This window comes from Kitasatospora sp. NPDC036993, assembly GCF_055607525.1.
This window is the reverse complement of record NZ_JBVJRP010000017.1, coordinates 105,754-127,202: the sequence shown is the minus strand read 5'-3', so window position 1 is coordinate 127,202 and position 21,449 is coordinate 105,754. Positions and strand designations below refer to the sequence as shown.

Sequence of the window (21,449 nt, the reverse complement as noted above, 5' to 3'; positions counted from 1 at the left end):
TCCGGCGCTACCCGGCGGCCGACACCGCGCGGACGGCCGCCAGCCACTCGTCCGCCATCCGCCGGGCCGTGGCCTGCTCGAAGGCCCTGGTGTCGTACTTGAGGAAGGCCTTGTAGCCGTCGCCCTCCCGGTAGACCTCCAGGGCGAGCGGGTACTCGCCCGGGTAGGGCAGGTCCTCGAAGGTCCCGAGGTCCAACTCGCCGGGCCCGGCGGGCGAGCCGCCGGTGAGCAGCTCGGCGCCGTCGAAGTTCTGGAACAGGAAGTTGGCCCGCACCAGCGGCTCGTCACCGCCGCCCAGGGCCCGGCCGATCTCCGCCAGCGGGTAGGCGCCGTGCTCGATCCCGGCCACCACCCGGCGGTGGAGCGACCTGAGCTGCCCGGCGACGTCCTCCGGGGCGCCGGCCGGGGCAGTGGCCGTGGACCGGATCGGCAGGCAGTTCGCGAACTGGCCGACCACGTCCTGGAACCGCTCTTCGTAGCGCGCCACCGTGGTGACCCCGGCGATCAGGTCGTCCTGTCCTGTCCACCGGTGCAGGCACCGGGCGTAGGCCGCGAACAGCACGGTCGAGACGCTGACCCGGTGCCGGCGCGCCGTACCGGCGACCTCGGCGGCCAGCTCACCCGGCACCCGGGCCACCACCACGTCGGCGTCGGGCAGCCGCCCCGGCACCGGCGGACGGTCGTACGGCAGGGCGAGCCGCCGGTCGGCGCCGGCCAGTTCCGTCAGCCAGTGGTCCCGGTGGCGCCGCCCTCGCGGGCCGGCCAGCAGCTCCTCCTCCCAGGCGGTGAACTCGCCGAACTCGGCGCCGCGCAGCCGCGCCCGACCCCGGTAGGCGTCGCCCAGCGTGCGGACCAGCAGGGCCGTGGAGGTGCCGTCCAGCAGGATGTGGTGGGCGGTGACCAGCAGCAGGCGGCGGCCGTCGGGGAGCGCGACCAGGTGCGCCCGGACCAGCGGCCCCGCGGCCAGGTCGAAGGGAGCGCCGACCAGTTCGCGCAGCGCGGCCTGCCGGCCGGCCCTGGTGGTGGCCGTGAGAGCGACCCGCTCGAAGGACGGGCCCCGGGCCGGATCGACCTCCAGGTACGGCACGCCGTCCCGTTCGGCGATCACCGCGCCCAGCAGCGGGTGGATCGCGGACTGCTCCAGGACCGCGCGCTCCAGCGCCGCCTCGTCCGGGTCGCCGTGGACCTCGAAGAGGAGCGGCAGGTGGTAGGCGACGGAGTCCGGGCAGCGCAGCTGGTCCCGGTACATGGTCAGCTGCCCGCTGGACAGGGCCCAGCGCCGCCCGGGGGCACCGGCCAGGTGGGCGCAGAGCGCGTCGACGCTCTCGGCCTCGAACAGCAGGGTCGGGGAGACGTCCTCGCCGAAGTGCTCGCGCAGGGCGTTGGTGAGCTGGAGGACGAGGATCGAGTCCAGCCCGTAGTCGGTGAGCGGGGCGGAGGTGTCGATCCGCTCGGCGGGGATGCCGAGGACGGTCGCGGCCTTCGCCAGGATCAGCGCGGCAGGATCGGCCGGCGCCACCAGGACCGGTGCGGCGACGGGGGCGGCCTGCGCGGCGGGTGCAGGGGCAGGGGCAGGGGCGGGGGCGGGTGCCGGCGCAGGTGCGGGCGGTGCCTCGGCGGTACGGGCCTTGACGGGCCGGGTCGGGGTCGGGGCCGGGGCGGCCTGCGGCCGGCTTCCCTCCGGCACCAGCTGCCGGGACACCCCGTCGCTCTCCGCCGCGATGACCTGCTGTCCGAGCGGCAGCGCCCGGGACAGCGGGAACACCACGGTGCGGAAGCCCTCACCGGCCAGCACGTCCCGCCAGCTCTCGGGCGACAGCGCCGGCGAGCCGGGAATCCGCAGCGACCGGTCGTCGAACAGCCACCAGCCTTCGAGCAGACCGAAGGTCACATGGCTGAACAGGTCGAACGCGGAGAGCTCGTTCAGCAGCAGCCACCCGCCCGGCCGCAGGGCCGCCTTGGCGTTGCGCAGGGTGTTGCGGGTGTCCCTGGTCGCGTGCAGCACGTTCGCGGCGATGACCAGGTCGAAGACGCCCTCGGGCACCTCCTGTCCGGACAGCGGCTGCTCGATGTTCAGCAACCGGCAGTCCAGGTACGGCACTTCGGGGCCGTAGGAGGCCCGGGCGTGGTTCAGGAAGGCCTTGGACACGTCCGTGTAGACATAGCGCTCGATGCTCTCCCGGTACGGCTGGAGGGCCGCGAACATCCCCACGCTGGTGCCGCCGGTGCCGGCGCCGATCTCCAGGATCCGCAGCCGGGCGCCCGGCTCCCGGCGCAGCCGGTCGGCGACCAGCGCGGCGGCGCTCCCGGCCATGGTGCGGTTGAACAGGTCGGCGACGTGGTTGTCGCGGTAGCAGCCCTCCACCAGCTCCATCGAGCCGCGCGGGAACATCACGTCGGTCGGGCGGGTGCGGCCGGTCAGGATCTCGGGCAGGGCGCCGAGCATGGCCGAGGCCAGCCGCAGCTCCGCCGCCCGGTCGGGGTCCGTGGACCACCGCTCGCACTGCCGCTCCCAGCGGGCCAGCACGAGGTCGGCGGGCTCGGCGGGCACCAGGACCCGCTGGGCGTGCTCCCACCACTGGGCGTACTGCGGCAGCACCGCCGTGCGGTCGACGTCGGCCAGCTGCGCGGCGAGGACCTTGGCCAGCCACGGGTCCCGTTCGGCCCGCCGCCAGCGGACGACCTCGTCCAGGTCGGGGTCCGCCTCCGCCGTCGCCTCGTGGAGGCCGGAACCGAGGCCGGAGTCGAGTCCGGAGCCGGAGCCGGGGCCGGCCGGCAGCGCGCCGGTGTGCGGAGGGCCGGCCGGGGCGGGCGCGGAGACCCTGGTGGCGCGGTCGAAGTTGGCCAGGGTGTTGCGCCGGTCGGTCCGCACGTAGGCGAGCTGCCGCTGCGCGCCGCCGAGCAGGGCGTCCAGGGCGGCGAGCCCCTCCGGCGGTTCGATCGACACCAGGCCGACCCTGGTCATCCGCTCCCGGTAGAACTCGGAGGTCACGCTCCCGAGTCCGCCCCACCAGCCCCAGTTCATCACCCGCACCGGGGTGTCCCAGTGCTGCCCCAGGGCGTGGGCGTAGGCGTCGCTGAAGGTGCAGCCGGCCGCGTAGTTGCCCTGGCCGGCGGCGGTCGTGAAGGACTGCATCGAGGACATCAGGACGGCGAAGTCCAGCGGTTCGCCGTCGAACACCTCGGCCATCGCGGCCGTCACGTCGACCTTGGCGGCCAGGGCGGCCCGCAGGTCGGCCTCGTCCATCCGGGCGAAGGTGGCGTCCCGCAGCACCAGGGTGGCCTGGACGACGCCGTGCACCCGGGGGTGCTCGCGTCGGACCTCCGCCAGCGCCCGGCGCAGCGCGGCCGGGTCCCCGGCGTCGGCCTGGAGGTAGCGGACGTGCCCGGGGCCTCCGGCGGCGTGGATCCGCTCGGTGATCGCGGCGTCCTGCGCCCGGCGGCCGATCCAGGTGACGTGGGCGCCGTGGTTCCCGACCACGTGGCCGGTCCACGCCGCGCCCAGCCCGCCGGCGCCGCCGATGACGACGTACACGCCGCCGTCGCGGTACACCGGCCGCTCGGGGGCCTCGCACGGGGCCCAGCGGCGGGCCAGCCACTGACCGGTCCGCCGGACCCAGGAGTCGTCGGGGGAGTGGGCGGGCAGTGCGGTGAGGTCGGCGGGCCAGCCGGAGCCGTCCAGGTCGACCCGGCGGACGGTCCAGTTGCGGTACTCCCGGCCCAGCGAGCCGAACAGGCCGTGCAGCCCGGCGTGGGCGGGCTGGACCGCGTCGTCCGGGTGGGTGGCCAGGGCCCGGGTCGTCACCAGGGTGATGCCGAGCGGCCTGGCGTCGTAGCCGGCCGCGATCAGCGCCTTCACCAGCCGGAACGCCGCCACCACGCCGTCGTTCTGCGCGCCGGTGTACCCGGCGGCGTCGGTGGGCGCGAGCTTGGTCTCGGGCGCCGTCCACACCAGGTGGTCGATCGGGCCGAGGCCGCGCAGCGCGGCGGTGGCCTCCTCGACGGTCGCGGTGGCGGGCAGCGGCCAGCCGAGCGCGCCTTCGAGCGGGGACGGACCGCCGACGACCAGGACCCGGTCCGCGGCGGCGGGCACCCGGGGGTCGGTCGCGGCGATCGGGTCCCAGACCGGGGCGTAGAGGGCCGGTTCGACGGGCGCGCCGGTGTGCGGTTCCGCGGGTGCGCCGGTCGTGACGGGTGCTCCGGTGCGCGGCGCGGTGACCGACGGCACGACGGACGACGGTGCGGTGGCCGACGGCACGACGGACGACGGTGCGGTGGCCGACGGCGCGACGGCCGACGGCGCCGTCCGGCGGGAGCTGTAGCCGGTCAGCCGGACCCGGACCTCGCCGTCCCCGTCCACCAGGTCGATGTCGAGCCGGCCGAGCGGCCCGGCCCCGATGCCCCGCACCACGGCCGTCATCGCCGGGGTGCAGGGGGCGAACAGGTCGAGCCGCTCCAGCGCGAACGGCACCGCGGTGTCGTGCAGTCGCGTCAGGTGCGCCGCGACGGTGGCCTGGATCGCCGAGTCGAGCAGGGCGGGGGCGAGTGCCCCGGGCTCGGCCGAGCCGGGCAGGACCAGTTCGGCGAGCACCGTGTCGGAGCCCATGTGCGCCTGCCGGATCGCCCGCAGGCTCGGGCCGTGCTCGATGCCCTTCGACCGCAGCGCCTGGTGGATCCGTTCGCCGGTCACCGTCTCCCGGCAGTCGGCGCGCAGGGCGGCGAGGTCCACCCTGGCCGGGCGCGGGGCGTCGGAGTGCGCCACCGTGCCCTCGCAGCGGACCGTCCCGCCGGTGGAGATCTCGAAGCGGTGGCCGCCACGGGCGGCTGCCCGCAGGCCGACCAGCACCTCGACGGGCTCCGCCCCGACCTCCAGCGGCTGCACCCACGTCACGTTGGTCATCCGCAGCCGGGTGCCGCCGAGGGCCCGGCGGGCCAGCTCCAGATGGGCGACGGCGGGCAGGATGTGCCGCCCCTGCACGACGTGGTCGCGCAGCAGGCCGTCCGTCCGGGCGAGCGTGACGCGGTCGCGGCCCGCCGAGGGCCCGTGCCGGTCCGGGGCGAACGGGTAGGTCGGCAGCGGGACGATCCGGCCGCGCGACGGCGCCGGGGCGTCGCCCGCCGGACGGGCGGGCGCGTCGCCGTCGAGCACCGCGAGCAGTTCGGCGGTGTCGCTCACCAGGCACGCGAAGCGGTGCTCGAAGCGCCTGCGGCCGGCCCACAGGGTGTGGGCGAGGTCGCCCAGGTCCACCGAGGGGTGGGCCCGCAGGTGCGCCGCGAGCCGGCGCCGCTGCTCGGCGAGCTGCGGTTCGGTCTGCGCCGACAGCACCACCGGGTGGTCCGTGCGCGGCGCCGGGGGCCGGACGACCGGCGGCGCCTCCTCGATGACGACGTGGGCGTTGGTGCCGCTGGCGCCGAAGGAGCTCACCACCCCGCAGCGCGGGCCGCCCTCGGGCGCGGCCCACTCCCGGGCCAGGGAGTTGACGTAGAACGGGCTGCCGGCCAGCGGGACCGCCTCGTTCGCGGTCTCGAAGTTCAGCGAGCCGGGGATCCGCCGGTGCCGCAGCGCCAGCAGGACCTTCAGCACGCCCGCGATGCCGGCGGCGAACTGGGCGTGCCCGATGTTCGTCTTCACCGAACCCAGCGCGCAGAACTCGGTGCGGTCGGTGCGGGCGCGGAAGACCCGGTCCAGGGCGCGGAACTCGATCGGGTCGCCCAGCGGAGTGCCGGTGCCGTGCGCCTCGACCAGTCCGATCCGCTCCACGTCGACGCCGGACCGCTCGTACAGCGAGCCGATCAGGTTCTCCTGGGAGACCGAACTCGGGGCGGTGATCCCGTTGGTGGCGCCGTCCTGGTTGACCCCGACGGCCGTGATCACGCCGTGCACGTGGTCGCCGTCCGCCAGCGCGTCGGAGAGCCGCTTGAGTACCACGACCCCGACGCCCTCACCGGGGACGAAGCCGTCCGCGCGGTGGTCGAAGCTGTGGCAGCGGCCGGTCGGGGACAGCATCCCGGCGCGGCCCGCCAGCCCGTACAGCCGCGGCGTGGACTGGACGAACACCCCGCCGGCCAGGGCCATCGAGGTCTCGCCGGACCAGAGGTCCTTGCAGGCCAGGTCGATCGCCACCAGCGAGCTGGAGCAGGAGGTGTCGACGGCGATCGCCGGGCCCTTGAGATCGAGGGCGTAGCTGACCCGGCTCGGGATCACCGAGGCCATGTTGCCCCACAGGGCCTGGGCCGGGGCGTCCTCGTCGAGCAGTTCCAGGTAGTCCCCGGCCCAGGCGCCGACGTACACCCCGCAGGGGCGGTGCTCCATCCGGCCGGCGTACCCGGCGTCCTCCAGGGCCTTCCACGACTCCTCCAGCAGCAGCCGCTGCTGGGGGTCCATCGCGGCGGCCTCGGTGCCGGAGATGTTGAAGAAGAGCGCGTCGAACTCGTCGATCCGGTCGAGGAAGCCGCCCCGGGTGCACGGGCTCACGCCGTCGAGGCGGAACCGGGTGGTGCCGGTGACCAGGTCGTCCCCGTGCTCCAGCCGGGTCCACAGCTCGTCGAGCGAGCCGGTGCCGGCGAACCGGCCGCTCATGCCGACCACCGCGATCGGCCCGCGGTCGGTGCTCTCCGGGGCGCGTTCCGCCCGTACGGGGCGGGGCTCCTGACGGACGGGGGCCGGAGCGACAGGGGCCTGAGGGGCAGGAGCCGGAGCGGGCTCGGGGACGGGGGCCTCGGCGCGGGCGGGCGCGATGACGTCCCGGTACTCGGCGAGCAGGTGCGCGGCCAGCCGGTCGACCGTGCTGTGGTCGAACACCACCGTGGTCGAAAGGTCCAGCGCGAGCGCGGTGTTGAGCTCGTGGACCACCCTGACCCCGAGGATGGAGTCCAGGCCCAGGTCGGCGAAGGCGAGCCCGCCGAGGACCTCGCCCGGGTCCAGCGCGAGGGCCGCGGCGACCTTCTGCCGCACCAGCACGGGCACCAGCTCGTCCAGGTCGGCCGGTTCGCTGACCGGTTCGACGGCCTGCACCGGCTCCGGCGCCGCGACGGCCACCGGAGCGGCCACCGGAGCGGGTACGGCCGTAGGTGCGGGCGCCGCCCCGGCCGGGGCCAGGTCGCCGACCCAGAACCGGTCCGCCGCGAACGGGTAGGTGGGCAGCGAGACCGTCCGCCGCGCCCCCGGGTGCAGCCGCCGCCAGTCGACCGCGACGCCGGACGCCCACAGGGCCGCGATCTTGGTCAGCTCCCCGGCGGCGCTCCACCGCCGCACGAGCAGCTCCTGGAGCTCGCCGTCCGCGGTGAGTTCGGCGAGCAGCCCGCCGGAGGCCCCCGCGGTGCCCCGGTGTCCCCGGCCGGAACGCAGCGCGTCCCGCAGTTCCCCGGTGGAGGAGACCACGACCGCGTACCGCTCGGCCAGCGCCTCCCGCCCGACCTGGAGCGTGTACGCGACCCCGGCCAGCGGCGTCCGCGGCTCCCGGTCGAGGAACGCGGCCAACCGGTCGACGGAGGCGGTGAGTTGTTCGGGTGTCCGGGCGGACAGGACGACGACCTGCTCGGCGCCGTCCTCGGTGCCGTCTGCGGGTTGCACGGGATACTCCTCGACGATCACGTGCGCGTTGGAGCCGCCGGCACCGAAGGAGGACACCGCGGCGATCCGCGGGCCCTCGCTGTGCCAGGGCGCCAGTTCGCGCTGGAGCCGGAAGGGGGACGATGCGAAGTCGATGTTCGGGTTGGGCTGTTCGGCGTGCAGGGTGGGCACCAGCTCCCGGTGCCTGAGCTGGAGCAGCACCTTGGTGAGGCCGGCCACGCCGGCCGCGGCCTCCAGGTGCCCGATGCCGGACTTCACCGAGCCGAGCGCGCAGTACTGCCGGTCGTCGGTGTCCTGCCGGAACGCCCCGGCCAGCCCGGCGACCTCGATCGGGTCGCCCAGCTCGGTGCCGGTGCCGTGCGCCTCCACGTACCCGACCTGCCGGGCGGAGACGCCGGCGCGGTCGAGCACCCGGCGGATCAGCGCGCCCTGGGCGGTCGGGCTCGGCACGGTGTAACCGGTGCTGCGCCCGCCGTGGTTGACGCCGGTGGCGCGGATCAGCCCCAGCACCCGGTCCCCGTCGGCGAGCGCCCGGGACAGCGGCTTGAGCAGCACGCAGCCGACGCCCTCGCCGGGGACGAACCCGTGGCCGCCGGAGCCGAAGCTGCGGCAGTGCCGGTCGGAGGAGAGCATGCCGGAGCGGCACAGCTCGACGTAGTCCAGCGGGTGGGAGTAGACGTTCGCCCCACCGGCGATGGCGACCTCGCAGGCGCCGCTGCGCAGCTGCTCGCAGGCCTCGTGGATCGCGGTCAGCGAAGCCGAGCACATGGTGTCCACGGTCAGGCTCGGTCCGCGCAGGTCCAGCAGGTAGGAGACCCTGGCACTCAGCGAGGCGAACGACAGCCCGGGGACGACGAGTTCGCCCGAGGGCAGCAGACCTGCCTGGTGCCGGGCGTGCCCGACCTTGGTGACGCCGGCGAACACCCCGACCCGGTGGTCGTGCTGCTCGGCGAGGCGCGCCCTGGTGTACCCGGCGTCCTCCAGCACCTCCCAGGAGGCCTGGACGAACAGCCGCTCCTGCGGGTCCATCGCGTACGCGTCGCGCGGGGCGATGCCGAAGAACCGCGGGTCGAAGTCCGCGAAGCCGTCCAGGAAGCCGCCCCACTTGCTGTAGCTGCGCCCGGTGGCGGCCGCGGTGCCGCGGTCGGCCTCGAAGAAGCCGTCCAGCGGCCAGCGGTCCAGTTCGCGGATGCTGTCGCGGCCGGCCCTGAGGTTCTCCCAGAAGCCGTCCAGGTCGGCGGCGCCCGGGTAGCGGCCGCTCAGCCCGATGACGGCGATGGGCTCGTCGGGGGCGACGGGTCGGCCCCCGACGGGCTGTGCGGTGGAGACGGCGGTGGAGACGGAGGCGGGAACGCCGGCCGGCCGCTGAGGCGCGGGCTCCGGCCGCCGGCCGGCGGCGAGCCTGGCGGCCACCGCCCGCAGGGTCGGGTGCTCGTAGAACAGGGTCGAGGAGACCTCCGGGTAGAACGGGGTGAGGGCGCGGTTGAGCTGGAGCACCATCACCGAGTTCAGGCCCGTCTCGACGAACGACCGGTCCGGGTCCACCTCGGCGGGGGCGAGCCCGCTGACCTCCGCGAGGACCTCCCGCAGGTGGTCCAGCACGGCGCGCTCGGACGGCGCGGTCGCGGGCGTGGCCACGGGCGGTGCCACCGGGACGGCCGGCACGCCGTGGTGCACCCACACCTGGTCCGCCCCGGTGTGCCAGGAGTCGACCAGGGCGGTGAGGCCGGTGCCGGTCGGCATCGGCACCAGCCCGCGGTCCTCCCGCAGGTAGGCCAGGGTGCGCTCGTCGACGGCCATGCCGCCGTCCTGCCACAGCGGCCAGGCGACGGAGAGCGTCCGGCCGCGCCGCTGTCCACGGGCGACCGAGGCGTTCCGCGCGGCGGCGAACTCGTCCAGGAAGGCGTTGGCGGCCGCGTAGTCGCACTGCCCCGGGTTGCCGGTGATCCCGGCGCCGGAGGAGTAGGCGAGCAGGAACTCCAGCGGGCAGTGCTCGGTGGCCCGGTCGAGGTGGACGAGCCCGTCCGCCTTCGCCCCGAGGACCTCCTCCCACTGTTCCGGGGTCTTGTCCGCGAGCGGCGCGTCGCGGACCACGCCCGCGGCGTGCACCACTCCGGTGACCTCGCCCGCCTCGGCGACCAGGTGGCGGACCTCCTCCCAGCGCGAGACGTCGGCCCGGACGTAGCGGGCCAGCGCGCCGGCCAGGCGCAGCTCGGCGAGCAGCGCCGTCACCCGCTCGTCGGCCGGGGACCGGCCCGCGAGGACGAGGGTGGGCCGCCGGACGTCGGCGGCGATCCGGCGGGCCGTCGCGGCGCCGATGCCCCCGGCCCCGCCGGTGACGAGGTAGACGCCGCCGTCCCGCCACGGCGGGGCGGGGTGGCCGGCGGCGGGGCCGGCCTGGGTCCAGATGCGGGTCTGCCGGACGCCGTCGTGGTAGCGGACGAGGTCGTCCGCCCCGTCGGCGTTCTCCGCGACCACCGCGGCCGGGTCGGCGGCCGCGGCGCCGTCCACGACGATCACCTGACCGAGGACCCGCGGGTCCTCCTTGGCCACCGAGCGCAGCAGTCCGGCCAGGGCGGGGGTGTCGGTGACCACCTGGACCAGCACCGTGCCGTCCTCGGCCGTCAGGCCCCGGACGGTCTCCAGCAGCTTCCAGGACAGGTCGCGGAACCGGCTCTCGGGCCGCCGCTTGGCGGTCTCCAGCCGGATCGCCCCGGGGACGTCCCCGGCGATGCCGCACAGCACGACCGCGCGGCGGTCGTGGCGGCGCCCGGGCGCGGCGGGAGCCGGGGCCCACTGCGGGACCGACAGGGTGGTGACGGGTGCCTCGGCGCGCTCGGTGACCGGCTCGGCGGTCGGATCAGCGGCGGGCTCGGCGAGGGGCCGGGCCACGGGCCGGCCGGCCGGTCCCGGGACCGGCCCGGTCCGGGGAAACCAGAACCGGTCCCGGGCGAAGGGGTACCCGGGCAGGTGCACCCGCCCGGGCGGGGGGCCGTCGGCCGGGACCGACGGGTCGACGGCCTCACCGGCGATCCAGCGCGCCAGCGCGCCGGAGGCCTCGCCGCGCTCGCCGGTGGTCACGAACGCCCGCAGGCGGTCGGCGAGTTCGGCCGGGGAGGACACCGTCCAGCCGATCCGCTCGGCCATCTCCTCGCGGCCGGCCGTGAGGGTCCGGGCGACGGAGCGCAGCGACACCCCGTCCCCGTCCGGGGACTCCAGGAAGGCCAGCAGGTCCCGGGCCCGGTCGGTCAGCTGCCGGGCCGTACGGGCCGACAGCGGCACCGCGACGTCCCCGGAGGGCCCGCCCCGCTCCGCACCGTCCCGGACGTACTCCTCGACCACGACGTGGGCGTTGACGCCGCCGAAGCCGAAGCTGCTCACCCCGGCGCGCCTCGGCGCCTCACGGCCGTCGCGGTCGCGCGGGCGCGGCCACGGCTCGTTCTCCCTGACGAGGTGGAAGGGCCCGTCGGCGAGCTCCACGAACGGGTTGACCCGCCGCAGGTGCCGGTTGGCGGGCAGCACCCCGTGCCGGAGCGCGAGCAGCACCTTCAGCAGCCCCGCGATGCCCGCCGCGGACTCCAGGTGCCCGATGTTGGTCTTGACCGAGCCGAGCCCGCAGGCGCCGTCGTCGCTGCGGCCGAGCCGGCGGAACGCCGTGCGCAGCGCGCGGACCTCGACCGGGTCGCCGAGGGCGGTGCCGGTGCCGTGGGTCTCGATGTAGCCGATGGTGTCCGGGTCGAGGCCGCCGACCGCGGCGGTCACCAGCTCGGCCTGGGCGTCGGCGTTCGGCGCGGTGAGCGAGTTGGCCCGGCCGCCGTGGTTGTAGGCGCTGCCCCGGAGCACGCCGAGGATCGCGTCGCCGTCCCGCTCGGCCGCCGCCAGCGGCTTGAGGATCACGGCCCCGACGCCCTCGCCGCGCACGTAGCCGTCGGCGTCGGCGTCGAAGGTGCGGCACAGGCCGTCCGGGCTGAGCATCCCGGCGCGGTGGGCGCTGACGAAGGTGCCGGCGTCGAGCAGGACGTTCACCCCGCCCGCGATCGCCAGGTCGCACGCGCCGGACCTGATGGCCTCCATGGCGCGGTGCACCGCCACCAGCGAGCTGGAGCAGGCGGTGTCGATGGGCTCGCTCGGGCCGCGCACGTCGAGCAGGTAGGAGATCCGGTTGGCCAGGATCGAGTGGGTGTTGCCGGTCGCGGTGAAGGCGTCCGGCTGCACCCCGCCGGTGGTGAGCAGCGTCGCGTAGTCGTTGCCGGTGACGCCGATGAACACCCCGGTGTTGGCGGGGAGTTCGCTCGGCCGGTGGGCGCTGTCCTCCAGCGCCTGCCACACCGTCTCCAGTACCAGGCGGTGCTGCGGGTCCATCAGCTCGGCCTCGCGCGGCAGGATGCGGAAGAACGCCGCGTCGAAGGCGTCGACGTCGTCCAGCACGCCCATCCGCTGGGGGAAGTCCAGGCCGGCGATGGTCCGGCGCTGCTCCTCGTCGTAGCGGTCCAGCGGGAAGCCGGTGACGGAGTCCCGCCCGGCCACCAGGTTGGCCCAGTACTCGGTGAGGTCGCGGGCGCCGGGGAAGCGTCCGGCGGCGCCGATCACGGCGATCGGCGGTAGCGGGTCCGTCCCGGCACGGGGTGACGGTGCCGGTGCGGGAGCCGTGGCGGTCGAGGGGACGGGCGCCGTGGCGGCCGCGGGGACGACCGCTGCGACGGCCGCGGGACGGGCCGGGTCGAGCGGCGCGGCCGGGACCCCGTGCTCGTCGACCAGGTGGGCGCCCAGCGCCTCCAGGGTGCTGAGGTCGAAGAACACGGCCGGGCTGACCCTGGCGCCGAAGCGCTCCTCGATCTGCTCGGCGAAGGAGACCAGCGAGATGGAGTCGAAGCCGAACGCGTCCAGGCCGGTCCTCGGGTCGAGTTCGGCCGGCTCGAACTTCAGCAGCCCCGCCGCGATCTCGCGCAGCACCTCCACGACGCCGGACGCCGCCGGCCCGGTCGCGGCGGTCGTGGCTGCGGCGGTGGTGGTCGGGGCTGCGGTGGCTGCGGTGGTCGTGGTCACGGCAGCCGTGGCCACGGCCGGCTGAACGGCGGCCGGCCGAACCACGGCGGGCCGCGCGGCCCGGTGGCCGGCCGAGGCGGTGCCCCCGGTGCCGTACCGCACGCCGTCCAGCACGCCGAGGATCTCGCCGGAGCCGTCGGCCAGGACGATCCGGTCCCCGCCGAGGACGACGTGGGCGACCGGACCCCCGGCCCGGACGGTGACCTCCCCGATCCGGTTGGGCGCGACCCGCGGCCACTCCGGATCGCCGGCCCGGCGCGCCGTCCACTGCACGCCCAGGGCGATCGCGGCGAGCACGGACGGTTCGATGCCGACGTTGCGCCGGACGTGGTCCTGCTGGAACTCGGGGCCGGACAGGTGCAGCACGGTCCGGCCGTCCCGGGCGGTGGACACCCCGTCGACGCCGCAGGAGGCGGGCCGGGGAACGACCCCGCCCTCGGCCAGTCCGGCCAGGAAGCCGGCCCGGTCCAGCAGCGGCCGCAGGCCGGTGAGGTCGATCCGTCCGGCCGGCGGCGCAGTGGCCGGCCGGACGGTGAACTCCACGGCCGGCGGCCCGTCCCCGGCCCGCACCAGCCCGTGGCCGTCGGCGAACTCGGTGACCAGGCGGTCGGTGGCGGACCAGTCGACCGGACGCAGCACCCGCAGGTCGTGGACCGCGGGCTCGTCGGCGAACCCGGTGACCTTCGCGGTGGCGAGCGCGAGGTCCACCGCGAAGGTGGACACGACGACGGGCACCTTGTCCTGCCGGTAGGTGTAGTCCAGGAGGTCGTCGAGGCGGATCTCCGCGGTGTAGCGCAGCCCGCGGACGTCGGACTCGTTGCGGCCCAGGAACGGGTGCAGCCGCTCCCGGTAGGCCAGCGGGGCGAGCACGGACGGCGCGTCGGGCTCCTGCTCGACCCAGCAGCGCACCTGCTCGAAGGGGTACGGGGGCAGCGGGACCCGGCGGGCCGTGGGCAGCCGGTCCCAGTCGACGCCGCGGCCCGCGAGCCAGGGCCCGGCCACCTCGTGGTCCGGCAGCTCCCGCCGGCCCGCCAGGTAGCCGTCGACGGCGGCCAGCGCGGAGGCCAGGTCGGCCGCCACGAAGGCCCAGCGGTGCGGCAGTTCGTTCTTCCCCACCCGCAGGGTGAAGGCGATGTCGGGCAGGTCGGCCTCGCGGGCCCCGGCCAGGTGGTCGCGGAAGACGGCCAGGTAGCGGCCGAGGGCGGCCTCGTTCATCGCGGAGAACACGAACAGCTGCTCGCCGAACGGCTCCCGGCGCACCGGGTGCGGCGGGTACTCCTCCAGGATGATGTGCGAGTTCATGCCGCCGGCCCCGATCGAGGTGATCCCGGCCCGGCGAGGGTGGGTGACCTGCCGGCCGTCGACCGTGGTGACGACGGGCTGCCAGTCGGCGAGGGTCTGCTGCACCCGGAACGGCGTGTCCGCGAAGTCGATGTCCGGGTTGAGCTCCGTGCTGTGCAGCGAGGGCACCAGCTTGCCGTGCCGCAGTTGCAGCAGCACCTTTGCCAGGCCCACCATCCCGGCGGCGGCCAGCAGATGGCCCATGTTGGCCTTGACCGACCCGAGCGCGCAGTACTGCCGGTCCTCGGTGAACCCGCGGAACGCCGTGGTGAGGGCGCGCACCTCGATCGGGTCGCCCAGCGCGGTGCCCGAGCCGTGGCCCTCCACGTAGGTGATCGTCCGCGGGTCGATCCCGGCGTCCTCGACGGCCTTCTCGACCGCCCTGGCCTGCATGGCCGGGCTGGGCACGGTGAAGCCGTTGCGGGCACCGGCGTTGGACAGGGCGGTGCCCTTGATCACGGCGTACACGTGGTCGCCGTCCCGCTCCGCGTCGACCAGCGGCTTGAGCACCACCGCGCCGACGCCCTCGCCGAGGATGGTGCCGTCCACGCCGACGCCGAAGCTGCGGATCACGTCGGAGGTGCCGGTGGTGAAGTGCTCCTCCGAGGAGGTGACCAGGTTGTACGGGTGCAGCAGCAGGTTGACGCCGCCAGCGACCACCATCGGGCACTCGCCGGCCCGCAGCATCTGCACGGCCTGGTGGACGCAGGTCGAGGAGGCCGAGCACATGGTGTCCAGGAAGATCGACGGCCCGGTCAGGCCGTAGAAGTAGGACAGCATGTTGGGGATCGTCCCGGTGTAGCTGCCGCTCTGCGGCGCTCCGCGGGTGAGGCTGTTCTGGAAGCCGTACAGGTTGTAGTGGTTGCTCATCGTCCCGACGAGCACGCCGACGTCGCCCTGGTAGCGCCGCCGGATGGTCTCCCGGGAGTAGCCCGAGTCCTCCAGGGCCTGCACGCCGGCCTGGAGGAACAGGCGTACCTCCGGGGACATCTGCTCGGCCTCGCGCTTGGAGATCCGGAAGTAGCGGGGGTCGAAGGCGTCGATGTCGCGCAGGAAGGTCCCGGTGCGGATGACGCTCTTTCCCCGGACGGACCGGTCGCTGTCGTGGACGATGCCGTGGTCCCAGCGCTCGGCGGGGATCTCCTCGAAGCTGTGCCGGCCGTTCTCCAGCAGCTCCCACAGTTCGTCGAGGGTGTCGGCGCCCGGGTAGCGGCCGGACACCCCGATGATCGCGATGTCGTGCCGGTCGTCCCGGTCCCGCCGGGGCCGCGACGGCGCCTCGGGCGCGGTGACGGTGGCCTGCCCGCTCTCCTGCACCGCCGAGGGCTCCGGCACCGCCGAGGCTTCCGGCACCGCCGAGGGCTCCGGCACCACCGACGGCTCGGACACCACCGGGGGCTCCGGTACGGCCGAGCCGAGGACGGCCTCCAGCTGCTCGCGCCGGGACTCCACGAAGTGGGCGGCGACGTCGGCGATGTTCAGGTACTCGAAGAAGATCGTCTTGGAGAGCGGCCCGAACAGCTTCTCCAGCTCGGTGGTCACGCCCATGATGCTCAGCGAGTCGATGCCGTACTCGATGAGGTTGGTGGCCGGGTCGAGGTGCTCCGGGGGGTGCCGGAGGACCTCGGCGACGACCCGCCGCAGCAGTTCCTCGGTCCGCTCGGTCAGGTCCCCGCCGTCGGCGCCGGAGGCGGCGGGAACCGCGGGTGCGGCCGGTGCCACCGCGGGAGGGGCGGCGGCCGTCCTGGCCGCGAGCGTCGCGCCGGCGCCGTAGCCGACCACGACGTGGGCCGGGGCGTCGGCGGCGAGCGCCCGGCCGAGGGCGAGCAGCCCGTCCTCGGTGGGCAGCGGCTCCCAGCCGCGCTCGCGGCGCATCGCCTCCCGGCCGGCGGCGTCCATCGTCATGCCGCCGTCCGCCCACAGCGGCCAGCCGATCGCGACGGTACGGCCGCCGCGCTCCCCGGCGTCGACCAGGGCCTGCCGGTGCCCGGCGAAGGCGTCCAGGAACGCGTTGGCCGCGGCGTAGTCGGACTGGCCCGGGTTGCCGTACACCGAGGCGACCGAGGAGAACAGCACGAAGTGGTCGAGGCCGAGGTGGCGGGTGGCGGCGTCGAGGTTGAGGGCGCCGCGGATCTTGGGCGCGGTCACCGTGCGGACGTCGGCCAGGTCCTTGCGCACCAGGTACTGGTCGCGCAGCACGCCGGCCGCGTGGACGACCCCGTCGAGCGAGCCGTGGTCCCGCAGGATCGTCTCGACCGCGGCCCGGACCTCCTCGGCGTCGGTGACGTCCACCGGCAGGTAGTGGGCGTCGACGCCGTCGGCGCGCAGCGCGTCGAGCGAGCCCGACGCGGACCGGCCGCTGAGCACGACCGTGGCCTGGGCCCGGCCGTAGTAGCGGGCGACGTGGGGGCCGAGGCCGCCCAGGCCGCCGGTCACCCAGTACACCCCGCCGGTGCGCAGCGCGGGCACGGCGGGGCCGGACCCGAGCGGCGTCTCCACCGGCTCCAGCACCTGCCGGACGCCGTCGGCCGCCCGGCGGACCTCGCTGTCGGCGCCGTCGTCGGCGCACTCCTCGCGGACGATCCGCTCGACCGTCGTGTGGCCGGCCGCGTCCAGCCCGTCGACCCGCACCACCCGTCCCGAGACCAGCGGGTTCTCCGCGGCGACGGTGCGGAACAGGCCCGCGAGCGGCCGGTGGAAGTGCGCCGGGACGCGTCCGTCGACCAGCACCACGAAGCGGTGCTCCGTGGTGGGCCGGGAGGCCAGCACGTCCCGGACGGCCGCGAACACCGCGTCCGTCACGGCGTCGACGCCGTCGGCCGGGGCCGACGCGGAGATGCCGGGCAGCGCGGGGGTGTGCGGGGTGCGGGCGGTGGCGCCGGGGAGCAGCGGCCGGTCCGTCCACCGGGTGGTGGCGGTGACGACGCGGGGGCCGGCGCCGGTGGCGCGCTGGGCCAGCCCGCGGAGCGTGGCGTGCACGGTGCCCTCCCGGTCGCACAGGTCGATGTCGAAGGTGGCCACGGTTCCCGAGCCGCCGGTCCGCCGGACCGAGGCCCAGCTCTCGGCCGGGCACGGCCGGTGGACCAGCACCTCGTCGAGGGCCAGCGGGAGGGTCGGGCCGTCCTGGTCGCCCATCAGGGAGACGGAGACCTGGAAGGCCGCGTCGAGCAGGCTCGGCGGCAGCAGGTGGCCGCTGCCCTCGGGCTCGGTGGCCCGGATGCGGGCGAGTGCCTGGCCTGCGCCGCCGGTGCGCAGCTCCCGCAGCGCGCGCATCGCCGGGCCGTACTCCAGGCCCTGGGCGCGCAGCCGTCGCTGGACGGTCTCCGGGTCGGCCGCGTCGGGGCAGGAGGCGCGCAGCGCGGCCAGGTCGAGCGGGGCCGGCGGGGCGGGCGGCACGAGGTCGGCGCGGCCGGTGCCGTGGACCGTCCCGTCGACCCGGAACCCGACCGCGATCCCCTGCTCCCCGGGCGTCAGTTCGACCTGGACGTCGACCGGTTCCCCGTCCACGGTGACCGGCCGCAGCCAGGCCAGGTCGTTCAGCCGGACGGTGCCCTCCCCGGTGGCGGAGCGCTCCACGGCGGCCCTGGCCATCTCGACGTAGGCGGCGGCGGGCAGCACCCGCCGGCCGCCGACGCGGTGGTCGTCGAGGAAGGGCTCGGCGCCGGTGAAGGTCGAGGTGTAGCGCTGCTGCGCCAGGTCGGAGGTGTTGCGGTGGACGAGCGGGTGCAGCTGCCCGACGGCGGGGGCGACGGGCTCCGGCATCCGGTACCAGTGCCGGTCCCGGGCGAACGGGTAGGTGGGCAGCCGCACCCGGTGGGCCCCGGGGTGGTGCGGCCAGCCGGCGTCCCCGCCGCCCAGCCAGTCCTCGACCGCCGTCATGACCTCGGGGCCGGCGCCGGCCGGGTTGAGGGACCCGCCCGCGGCGAGCGCGCCGGAGGCGAGCGACTCCAGGGCGGCGGCCAGCTGCTCCCGGTCGGCGACGACCAGTGCCGCCCGGACGGCCAGCGGCTCGCGGCCCACCCGCAGGGTGTGGGCGACGTCGGCCAGGGACTGCCGCGGCCGCAGCGCGGACTCCGCCGCGAGCAGGTGCTCGCGCAGCTGCGCCGCGAGGGCGCGCAGCCGCTCGGGGCTGCGCGCGGACAGCGGGAGGACGTACGGTCCGGGGCCTTCGGAGGGCGCGGCTCGGTGCTCCGGCTCCTCCAGCAGCAGGTGGGCGTTGGTCCCGCCGAAGCCGAAGGAGCTGACGCCGGCCCGGCGGGGGGCGCCCTCGGGGGCGGGCCAGGGCGTCGTCCCGTCCACGACGTAGAAGGGGCTGCCGTCCAGGTTGATCAGCGGGTTGAGGGCCTGGAAGTTGACGGTCGCGGGCAGCACGCCGGCCGCCATGGCGGCGACGACCTTCACCACGCCGGCCACTCCGGCGGCGGACTCCAGGTGCCCGATGTTGGTCTTGATCGAGCCGATGCCGGTGGTGCCGGGGCTGGGCTCGGTGCCGGCCGCCTCGTACAGGCTGCGGAAGGCGCGCTTGAGGCCGACGACCTCGATCGGGTCGCCGACCGGGGTGCCGGGGCCGTGGGCCTCGATGTAGCCGACGGTGTCCGGGGCGACGCCCGCCCTGGTGTGGACGGACTCGATCAGCGCGGCCTGGGCGGCCGGGCTGGTCACGGTCAGCGAGTTGGTCCGGCCGCCGTGGTTGGTGCCGACCCCCTTGATCACCCCGTGGACAGGGTCGCCGTCGGCGAGCGCCCGGGCGAGCGGCTTGAGCAGCAGGACGGCCCCGCCCTCGCCGCGGACGAAGCCGTCGGCGTTCTCGTCGAAGGCGTGCGCCCGGCCGGTGGGCGAGAGCATGCCGGCCTTGCTGAACGCGACGAAGAGCTTGGGGGACCAGCACAGGTTCACGCCGCCGGCGAGTGCCAGGTCGCAGTCGCCGTTGTTCAGCGCGGTCACCGCCTCGTAGACGGAGACCAGGGAGCTGGAGCAGGCGGTGTCGTTGGCGATGCTCGGGCCGTGGAAGTCGAAGTAGTAGGAGAGCCGGTTGGCGACGATCGAGTAGGCCGTCCCGGTCGGGAGGTAGGCGTCGGTGGCCACGTCGTCGCGCTCGATGAGTTCGGCGTAGTCGGCGTGGCACAGGCCCATGAAGACGCCGGTGTTGCTGCCCGCGAGTTCTCCCGCGCGGTAGCCCGCGTCCTCGATGGCCTTCCAGGCGAGTTCGAGGGCGAACCGCTGCTGCGGGTCCATCGTCTCGGCCTCGCGCGGGGAGATGTTGAAGAAGGCGGCGTCGAAGCGGTCCGCGTCCTCGACGAAACCGGCCCAGATGCTGTTGGTGCGCTCACCGCCGGTGCGCGGGTCGCCGAAGTAGCGCTCCTTGGACCACCGTTCGGCGGGGACCTCGGTGATCAGCGAGCGTCCGGCGGCGAGGTGGCCGAAGAGCGTGGGGAGGGTGTCGGCCCCGGGGAAGCGCAGGGCGAGCCCGATGATGGCCGTGCCGTCGGTGGTCACCGGGTCTCCTTCTCGGTCCGGACGGCGTGACGCCGGTCCACGGTCACCTTCAGGTCGAGCGCTCCGGCCGGGGCGCCGCCGGCCCGGCCCGCGCCGTCGAGCACGAACTGCCGGTGGAGCACGGCGGTGGTGAGCAGGTAGACGAAGGCCTGGTCCTCCTTGGTGCTCACCTCCTCGACGGGCGAGGACATGATCCGGTCCGTCAGCCGGCGGGCGAAGCGCTGGTCCAGGAAGTCGAGCTTGCCCAGCTCGCCGTCGGAGAGCACCAGTTCGAGGTAGTCGGGGCGGTGCTCCTTGAAGGCCCCGGCCCCCGGGGCGCGGTAGGGCTGCTTGGGGCGGACGGTGGTCCACTGCGGGAGTTCGGCGCGGAACGCCTTCTTCAGCAGGGCCTTCTCGTTCCAGCCGTCGTCGAAGCGGAGGTTGACCGAGGCGGCGGCCCGCACCACCGCGGGGTCGAGGAACGGGCAGCGGTTCTCCACGCTGTGCGCCAGCGCGACGCGCTCGCCCTGGGTCGAGAGCAGGAAGCCGGGCAGCAGGGTCTTGTACTCCAGCCACTGGGCCTTCTGCACCGCGGACATGGACCGGTAGCCAGGGGTCCGGTCGACCAGGTCGAGCAGGCCGGCGAACGGGTCGTCCTTGGCGGCGAGCAGCCGGGCCGCGAACCTGCCGTTCTGGTAGCGCAGTTCGTGGGAGAACAGGCCGGGGAGCCGCTCGGTGGCGAACTGCTGGTACAGGCCGAGCAGATGGCTCTGGTGGGCCGGGCCGAAGTGCGACAGTTCGGGGTGCAGGGTGGCGAGGGCGGCGCGGCGCTCGGTGTCGGAGAGCTCGTGCCAGCGCTCGCGCAGCATGGTCTCGCGGAACAGCGAGTAGCCGAGGAAGGCCTCGTCGGCGCCCTCGCCGCTGAGCACGGTCTTGATGCCGGCGTCGCGGACGTGGCGGGAGAGCAGGAACATCGGGACGAAGGACGTCCGGAAGGTGGGCACCTCGGCGTGGTACACCGCGGCCGGCAGGTTGTCGGCGATGTCCGCGCCGGTGACCGGGAGGGCGGAGTGCAGGGTGCCCAGGTGTCCGGCGACCAGGAGCTGGCTGTCGGACTCGTCGAAGTCCTTGTCCTTGAAGGCGACCGAGAAGGTGCGGACCTGGTGCCGGGACAGTCTGGTCGCCAGGCTGGTCACCACGGAGGAGTCCAGGCCGCCGCTCAGGTAGACGCCGACCTCGACGTCGGAGCGCAGGCGCAGTTCCACCGCGCTGCGCAGGTTCTCCCGGACGAACGCGACCGCCTCCTGCTCCGTGCCGTCGAAGCCCGGGACGTCGAAGGTGAGTTCCTCGTACGCGCGCAGGGTGCGCCCGCGCCCGTTCACCTCCAGGTAGGAGCCCATCGGCAGCTGGCGGACGCCGGCGAAGGGCGTGCGGTCGGGCAGCGGCGTCCACACCGCGTAGACGGCCGCCAGGTCCTGCGGGGACAGCTCGAACCGGAAGCCGGGGAAGGCGCCGAAGGCCTTCGCCTCGGAGGCGAACAGCAGGGCGCCGTCGTGCTCGGCGTAGTACAGCGGGCGCTTGCCGTAGCGGTCGCGGGCCAGCACCAGCCCGCCGGTCGCGCTGTCCCTGATCGCGAGCGCGAACGGGCCGTTGAAGCGGGCGAAGCAGTCCGGGCCCCACTGGAGCCAGGCCTGGAGCGCGACCTCGGTGTCGGAGTGGTCGGTGCGGAACGGGCGGCCGAGGGCCTCCAGCTCCGCGCGCAGCTCGACGTGGTTGTAGATCTCGCCGTTGAAGCAGATCCAGTGGCGCTCGGTCGGGTCGGCCATCGGCTGGTCGCCGTCGGCGGGATCGACGATCGCCAGCCGTACGGTGCCCATGGCGAGCCCGTCGTCCAGGTAGTAGCCGGCCTGGTCCGGTCCGCGGTGGCGGATGGTCGAGAGCATCGAGGTGATCACCCCGGTGGCTCCTGGCAACGGGCCCGAGAGGAACCCGGCTATTCCGCACATGAGGGTCC

At 75.3% G+C, this 21,449-nt stretch carries 2 protein-coding genes; both read right to left on the bottom strand.

Annotation, left to right across the window (positions count from 1 at the left end):
• Positions 1-7: 7 nt before the first annotated feature.
• Positions 8-19,456, bottom strand: a complete 19,449-nt coding sequence (locus ACZ7C5_RS30155) for an SDR family NAD(P)-dependent oxidoreductase (protein WP_470323849.1) — start codon at positions 19,454-19,456, stop codon at positions 8-10.
• Positions 19,453-21,390 (bottom strand): asparagine synthase (glutamine-hydrolyzing), encoded by a 1,938-nt coding sequence (asnB, locus tag ACZ7C5_RS30150; RefSeq protein WP_470323848.1) that lies wholly within the window; start codon positions 21,388-21,390, stop codon positions 19,453-19,455. The genes ACZ7C5_RS30155 and asnB overlap by 4 nt, the downstream gene beginning before the upstream one ends.
• Positions 21,391-21,449 lie beyond the last annotated feature (59 nt).